At 71.2% G+C, this 7,190-nt stretch carries 6 protein-coding genes; 4 read left to right on the top strand and 2 right to left on the bottom strand.

The genetic code is table 11. The annotated features are described in order from the left end of the window. Positions 1–8 precede the first annotated feature (8 nt). Together ACFMQL_RS38340 and ACFMQL_RS38335 are read right to left on the bottom strand one after the other, a co-directional pair. Positions 9–734: a thioesterase II family protein gene (locus ACFMQL_RS38340; RefSeq protein ID WP_378789683.1), complete on the bottom strand. Its 726-nt coding sequence runs from the start codon at positions 732–734 to the stop codon at positions 9–11. A gap of 85 nt (positions 735–819) precedes the next feature. Next, entirely contained in the window at positions 820–3,138 is a 2,319-nt protein-coding gene (locus tag ACFMQL_RS38335; RefSeq protein WP_378789681.1) for a penicillin acylase family protein, read from the bottom strand. A gap of 314 nt (positions 3,139–3,452) precedes the next feature. Between ACFMQL_RS38335 and rfbA the strand changes: the two genes are divergently transcribed. The 4 genes from rfbA to ACFMQL_RS38315 all read left to right on the top strand — a co-directional run bounded on the left by rfbA (position 3,453) and on the right by ACFMQL_RS38315 (position 7,059). Further along, positions 3,453–4,328: a glucose-1-phosphate thymidylyltransferase RfbA gene (rfbA, locus tag ACFMQL_RS38330; protein ID WP_364070060.1), complete on the top strand. Its 876-nt coding sequence runs from the start codon at positions 3,453–3,455 to the stop codon at positions 4,326–4,328. Beyond that, the gene (gene rfbB / locus ACFMQL_RS38325; RefSeq protein WP_364070058.1) at positions 4,325–5,269 is read left to right on the top strand and encodes a dTDP-glucose 4,6-dehydratase; all 945 of its coding nucleotides are present in this window, start codon (positions 4,325–4,327) and stop codon (positions 5,267–5,269) included. The genes rfbA and rfbB overlap by 4 nt, the downstream gene beginning before the upstream one ends. Before the next feature lie 63 nt (positions 5,270–5,332). Next, entirely contained in the window at positions 5,333–5,950 is a 618-nt protein-coding gene (gene rfbC, locus ACFMQL_RS38320) for a dTDP-4-dehydrorhamnose 3,5-epimerase (RefSeq protein ID WP_364070056.1), read from the top strand. Further along, on the top strand, positions 5,947–7,059 hold the full coding sequence (locus tag ACFMQL_RS38315) for a DegT/DnrJ/EryC1/StrS family aminotransferase (RefSeq protein ID WP_364070054.1): 1,113 nt from the start codon (positions 5,947–5,949) through the stop codon (positions 7,057–7,059). The genes rfbC and ACFMQL_RS38315 overlap by 4 nt, the downstream gene beginning before the upstream one ends. The last annotated feature ends 131 nt before the right edge of the window (positions 7,060–7,190 follow it).

Here is a 7,190-nt window from a genome sequence, read left to right as displayed (position 1 = left end):
ACGCGGGCTCACGTGGCCAGCGCGACGAGCGCGTCAGAGACCTCGTTCACCTGATCCTCCAGGTAGAAGTGCCCACCGGGAAAGACCCGCAGATCGAACGGACCGGTCGTGTTCCGCTCCCAGGCCCGCGCCTCATCCACCGTGGTCTTCGGATCGTCGTCCCCCACGAACACCACAAGCGGACAGGAAACGGCGGCACCCTCCGCACACTCGTACGTCTCCACCGCCTCATAGTCGGCCCGCAACGCCGGCAGCACCATCTCGAACAGCTCGGGATCCTGCAGGAACACCGGGTCGGTGCCGTTGAGCCTGCGCAGCTCCTCCGCCACCCCGGCCGCGTCCCGCCGATGCACCCATTCGTCCCGGTAGGTGGACGGGGCACGCCGGCCCGAGGCGATCAGCGCGTGGGGTGCCGCGCCGCGCCGTTCCAGCAGCAGCGCCAGCTCGAACGCGACCAGCGCGCCCATGCTGTGCCCGAACACCAGCGTGGGCCGCTCATCCGGGGGCAGCGCGCCGGCGATGCCGGCGGCCAGCAGGCGCACGTCCGTCAGCGGCGGCTCGTGCCGGCGTTCCTGACGGCCCGGGTACTGCACGGTGAGGGCGTCGAGCGCCGGGTGCAGCGCGGCCGACAGCTTGAAGTAGCCGCTCGCCGCGCCTCCGGCGTGCGGCAGCACAATGACCCGCGCCGGAGCCTCGGGCGCGGGGTGGAAATGCTTGATCCAACGCTCGTCCATGTCGTTCCTTCCGCGGTGATCCGTTCACCGCTCGGCACGCAGCCCTCCGGAGCCGTCTCCGGAGGGCTGCCGTGCGGGGCGGCGATCACCCGCGGCCGGACGCCGCGGGCACCAGGGTGATGACGCTTTCCGTGTTCTTCGCGACCGCCGACCGGCTGTACAGCAGCGGCACCTGAGTGCCGGAGCCCCAGGCGGCGGCGAGGTCGTCGTAGTGCGGGCTCTCCGGGTCGCCGGACTGGCCGGGCGCGCTGACGAACGTCGAGTTGTCCCAGGCTCCGACGTCCAGCACCATCCGGTACGCCGCGCCGGACGCGGACTGGTAGGTCCCGGGCGTGTAGGTCGAGGCGTCCACCGTGGTCGGCGAGCCGCCACGGGAGATCGGGCCCACGTGCGCGCCCAGCGGGTGGGGGAACAGCACATGGTGCAGGTCGCCCCAGCGCCAGGCGGCCGGGTCCGCGCCGAGCCTGCCGCGCACCTCGGCGTACGCGGTGCTCAGCGTCCGCTGCACCAGCCGGTCGCGCGCCGCGGCGCCGCCGGGGCCGAACCAGCGCTCCGGCCGCTCCAGCGCGTCGATGATCTGGCGGACGTCGGCGCGCGGCACCCTGACGGCCACCGCCGGATCCACGAACGCGGCGAGGAACGCCGGGCCGAGATGCCCCGACAGCCACGGCTCGTACAGCGCCGCGCCGGGGGAGCCGGTGTCCGCCGTGCCGTCGTAGCCGCGCAGCAGCTCCAGCGCGGCCGCCGTGTCGGGGTCGTCACCTGCGGGGATGTCGCGCAGGATCGCGACGATGCGCCTGGCGTACTCGTCGGCGTGGTCGCGCTGGAGCCGCGCCATGGCGGACGTGGTGTGCTCGGTCGAGCCGGACAGCACGTCCACGATGCGTTCCTTGCGGACCGCCGGCTCCCACTCGTAGCCGACGCGCAGCGGATGACCCGGCGGCATGCTGAACTCGTTCGCCGAGGCCACGATGCCGCTCTTCGGGTTGCTGACCCTGGGCAGCTCGGAGCCGTCGTGGAAGCCGTCCCACTCGTAGCGGCCGTCGCCGGGCACCGGCAGCAGCCCGTCGTGCCGCGTCCGCCTGGGCACCAGCGCGCCGGGCACCCAGCCGATGGCGCCCGAGGTGTCGGCGTAGATGAGGTTCTCCGGCGGCGCGCCCCAGCGCCGCACCTTGGCGGCGAACTCCGGCCAGCTCCGCGCCGTCATGGCGTCCAGACCGGCGAGATACGGCGCCGTCCCCGGCTCCGACCACGCCGTACGCAGGCCGAACGCCAGGCCCCGCGCGGCGTCCACCTTGAGCACCGGGCCGTGCCGGGAGAAGGTCAGCTCCACCTGGCGCGGCTGCGAGCCGGCCACCGGAACCTCCTCACGCACCGTCGTGAACCGCACCCACCGGCCCTTATAGCGGTAGCGGCCGGGGTCGTCCGGGTGCAGCCGGTACACCTGGATGTCCTCCTGGTCGGCGGCGAACACGGTGAGCGCGAACGCGGCGCGGCCGTTGTGCCCCATCGACACGCCGGGCAGCGCGGGCTCGCCCGCGCCGATCACGTCCAGGCCGGGAGCGGACAGGTGGGCGACGTAGCGCAGCGCCGGGGCGGTGAAGGACCGGTGCGGGTCGCCGGCCAGGATCGGCCTGCCGGTCGCGGTGCGCGACGGCGCGAGCGCCCACGCGTTCGACCCCTCCGTCGAAGGCAGCGGCGCCTGCCGCAACGTGACGCCGTCGAAGGTGACCGGCGTGATGCCCAGCAGATACGTGTCGAGCACGTCCAGCGGCACGTCGCACGGGTCGAGCCCGTCCGGCACCTGCGGCTCGTGCGCCGGCTCCAGCCGCACCAGAGCCCGCGCGGCGCTCTGCCCGCCCTTGCACATCGCGGCCGCGCGCAGCATCTCCGGGTACGCGTTGAGCGCCAGCCCGTGGCTGCGGATCCGCACCACGTCCTCGGGCCGCCACCGCTCAGGACGGTGGCCGAGCCGGCGGAACTCCGGCGGCAGCGCATCCGGATGCGCGTTCACCCAGTCCACGTACGCGTTGATGCCGTTGACGAACGCGGTCACCGCGCGCTGCGTGCCCGCCCCGTAGGCGGCCCACTCCTTCTTCATGTCACCGCGGTACAGCAGGAGCCGCGCGGCCCGGTCCTTCTCCACGTACGCGGGTCCGAAGGCGGCCGACAGCAGGCCGAGCCCGCGCCGCCGCCACAGGTCGAGCTGGAACAGCCGGTCCCGCGCGGCGTTGTAGCCCTGCGCCAGGAACACGTCGTCGGTGTTGCGCGCGTACAGGTGCGGCACGCCCCAGCGATCGGTCACCAGCCGCACCGGCTCGCGCAGCCCCGGCACCTGCAGCGTGCGCGCGTCGCCCGCCCCCTGCTCCGCCCGGACCGGAACGGCCGGTGTGAGTGCCAGCACCGCTGCCGCTAACACGGCGACGGCACGGCGTAAAGCGTTATTCCGCACCGCCGGGCTCCTTTCCCATGTGCTCATCACGAAATTCTTGTGGGCCGGGCGATGCCGGTCAGCCCCTACCCTCCCCTAAATCCGGCCCCTTGCCGCACCCATTCGCGACGGCCCGTGCACGGTCCCCTATTCAGCGATTTCCCGGGCCAGGAGGTTCGTTACCGAAACCCCTAATGGACCCCCCTTCTCCGGCCCGCGACCTTGCCGCCCGCCTTCGCCGCTGCTTAGCCTCGGGACCACTTCCACGCAGCAGAGAGGTACAGGCCGTGAAGGGAATCGTGCTCGCGGGAGGCCGGGGGACGCGGCTGCATCCGATCACCGCCGCGGTCTCCAAACAACTGCTCCCGGTGAGCGACAAACCGATGATCTACTACCCGATATCGGTGCTCATGCTGGCCGGTATCCGGGATATCCTCCTCATTTCCTCGCCCGACCAGCTGCCGAACTACGTGCGCCTGCTCGGCGACGGCTCACGCTTCGGGCTGAACATCTCCTACGCCGCCCAGGAATCGCCGGACGGCATCGCACAGGCGTTTCTCATCGGCGCCTCCCATATCGGCGGCGGGCCTTCCGCGCTCATCCTCGGCGACAACATCTTCCACGGGCCGTCGTTCTCGGAGGTGCTGGAGGAGAACGCCCGCGACGTCAAGGGATGCGTGCTGTTCGGATACCCGGTGAGCGACCCCGGCCGGTACGGCGTCGGCCTCACCGACGAGAACGGCCGGCTCATCTCCATCGAGGAGAAACCCGAGAAACCCCGCTCCAACAGGGCCATCACCGGCCTGTACTTCTACGACAGCGACGTCGTCGACATCGCCGAGAACCTCAAACCCTCCGAGCGCGGCGAGCTGGAGATCACCGACGTGAACCTCGCCTACGTGCGTGAGGGCCGCGCCAAGCTGGTGGACCTCGGCCGAGGATTCGCCTGGCTCGACACCGGCACGCCGGAGACGCTGCTCCAGGCGGGCCAGTACGTGCAGACACTCGAACAACGCCAGGGCGTGCGCATCGCCTGCCTGGAGGAGGTCGCGCTCCGCATGGACTTCATCGACGCCGAGCAGTGCTACCGGCTCGGAGCCGAGCAGGCCCAGTCCGGCTACGGCCAGTACGTCATGAGCATCGCGAGCAGCTACCAGCGATGAGGATCCTCGTCACCGGCGGCGCCGGATTCATCGGCTCCTGCTACGTCCGCACCCTCGCCGAGCGCGGCGAACACCAGCTGACCGTCCTCGACAAGCTCACCTACGCCGGCAACCTGGCCAACCTCGCCCCCGCCGAAGGCCGCTACACGTTCGTGCACGGCGACATCTGCGACGCCCGCCTCGTCGGCAAGCTGATGGCCGAGCACGACCAGGTGGTGCACTTCGCCGCCGAGTCCCACGTCGACCGCTCCATCAGCGACGCGGGCGACTTCGTCCGCACGAACGTGACCGGCACGTACACGCTGCTCGCCGCGGCTGTCGAGCACGGGCTCCAGACGTTCGTGCACGTCTCCACCGACGAGGTGTACGGCTCCATCGCCGAAGGCTCGTGGACCGAGGAGGAGCCGCTCGCGCCCAGCTCGCCGTACTCGGCGTCGAAGGCGTCGGCCGACCTGCTCGCCCTCGCCTACCACCGCACGCACGGGCTCGACGTGCGCGTCACCCGCTGCTCCAATAACTACGGGCCGTACCAGTACCCCGAGAAGATCATCCCGCTGTTCGTCACCCGGCTCCTCGACGGCGGCACGGTCCCGCTGTACGGCGACGGCATGAACGCCCGCGACTGGCTGCACGTCTCCGACCACGTCGCCGGCATCGAGCTCGTACGCCAGGGCGGCCGCCCCGGAGAGGTCTACAACATCGGCGGCGGCACCGAGCTGACCAACCGCGAGCTGACCGGACGGCTCCTCGCCGCCTGCGGCGCCGGATGGGACCGCGTCGAGTTCGTCGAGGACCGCAAGGGCCACGACCGCCGCTACTCCGTCGACGACCGCAAGATCCGCCGGGAGCTGGGCTACCGTCCGGCCGTCGACTTCGAAAAGGGCCTCGCCGAGACCGTCGCGTGGTACCGGGACAACCGCCGCTGGGTGCGCGGCTCATAAGGGTGCCCTAGGGGTTGTCGCCCCAGTTCAGGGCCCTGACCATAACGTCGAAGGAGGGATCCGATGCGAATCCGCGAACTCGGCATCGGCGGGGCGTTCCTCGTCGAGCCCAAGATCTTCCCCGATTCCCGAGGAATGTTCCTCGAGGTCTTCAAACAGCCCGCGTTCGCCGAAGCCGTCGGCCACCCGCTGAACGTCGCCCAGGTCAACTGTTCGGTGTCCGTGCGCGGCACCATTCGCGGACTCCACGCGATCCACCTGCCGGGCCAGGCCCGCTACGTCAGCTGCCCGGCCGGCGCCATCCGCGACATCGTCGTCGACATCAGGCAGGGCTCGCCCACGTACGGACAGCACGTCGCGGTCGAGCTGAGCGAGGACAACCGGCACGCCCTCTACCTCGCAGAAGGGCTCGCCCACGGGTTCGCCCCGCTCAGCGACCAGGCCACGGTCTTCTACCTGTGCTCCGCCACCTGGTCGCCGGAGAACTCCTACGAGATCAACCCGCTCGACCCCGACCTCGACCTGCCCTGGCCGCGCGACCGCGAACCCGTCCTGTCGGACAAGGACCGCGCCGCGCCCTCGTTCAAGGAGGCCGAGCGGCTCGGCATCCTGCCCTCCTACGCCGACTGCCAGGCCCGCTACGCCGAACTCGCCGCCGCAGCGAACGGAGCCACGCGTTGATCCCGCTGTTCAAGGTCCCCATGTCGGAGTCGGCCCCGGCCGCGGTCGCCGAGGTCGTCGGCAGCGGCCAGATCGGCCAGGGCGCCAAGGTCGCCGAGTTCGAACGGGCGCTGGGTGAGCGCATCGGCAACCCGCGCGTCGCCACCGTCAACAGCGGCACCTCGGGGCTGCACCTCGCGCTGCACATGGTCGCCGCGTCCGGCGACGAGGAAGGCGAGGTGCTCTCCACGCCGCTCACCATGGAGGCGACCAACTGGACCATCCTGGCCAACCGGCTGCGCATCAAATGGGTGGACGTCGACCCCGCCTCGCTCAACGTCGATCTCGACGACCTGGCACGCAAGATCTCACCCCGCACCCGCGCGATCGTCGTCGTGCACTTCGCCGGCTACCCCGTGGACCTCGCCCGGCTGGCGAAGATCCTCGACGACGCCGAGGCCACCTTCGGCTTCCGCCCCGTCGTCATCGAGGACTGCGCCCACGCCTGGGGCGCCACCTTCCAGGGCGCCCGCATGGGCACCCACGGCAACATCGCCGTCTACAGCTTCCAGGCCATCAAGCACCTGACCTGCGGTGACGGCGGCGCCCTGGTGCTGCCGGACGACGAGCTGCACGAACGCGCCACGCTGCTGCGCTGGTTCGGCATCAACCGCCGCGCCGACCGGCTGCGCAACCCGCCCGACGTCGCCGAGTGGGGCTACAAGTTCCACATGACCGACATCAACGCCGCCATCGGGCTCGCGAACCTCGACTGGGCGGAGGAGGTCGTGGCCCGCCACCGCGCCCACGCCGCCTACTACGACCGTGAGCTCGCCGGCGTCCCCGGCCTCGAACTGACCGAACGCGCGCCCGACCGCGAGTCGTCCTTCTGGATCTACCCGGTGAAGGTCGAGGACCGGGCCGGCTTCATCAAGCGCATGGACGAAGCCGAGATCATGGTCAGCAACGTCCACGAACGCAACGACACCCACACCTGCGTCCGCCGCTTCGCCACTCTGCTGCCCGGGCTGGACAGCGTGGCCGAGCGCGTCGTCTGCCTGCCCGTGGGGTGGTGGCTGACCGAGGAGCAGCAGGCCCACATCGTCGAGACCGTACGACGGGGCTGGTAGGCCCGCGGAGAATCCCTGGACAGGCCCGGCAGCCGATCCCGGCGGCCGGGCCTGTCCCGTATGTGGAGCCCCTGGTCGCACCCGACTCGCCCGGAAGCTCCCAGGGGCTTGCGGGCTGCCGGCCTTTCGCC

It is taken from the genome of Nonomuraea fastidiosa (assembly GCF_042751225.1).
In the GTDB taxonomy this organism is placed as follows: domain Bacteria; phylum Actinomycetota; class Actinomycetes; order Streptosporangiales; family Streptosporangiaceae; genus Nonomuraea; species Nonomuraea fastidiosa.
The sequence above is the reverse complement of the archived record's forward strand: the minus strand, read 5'-3'. Positions and strand labels throughout refer to the sequence as shown.

Excerpts from the sequence above, each read along its gene's own strand:
- rfbB (WP_364070058.1), top strand. The coding sequence starts at position 4,325 with ATGAGGATCCTCGTCACCGGCGGCGCCGGATTCATCGGCTCCTGCTAC.
- ACFMQL_RS38340 (WP_378789683.1), bottom strand. The coding sequence starts at position 734 with ATGGACGAGCGTTGGATCAAGCATTTCCACCCCGCGCCCGAGGCTCCG.
- rfbC (WP_364070056.1), top strand. The coding sequence starts at position 5,333 with ATGCGAATCCGCGAACTCGGCATCGGCGGGGCGTTCCTCGTCGAGCCC.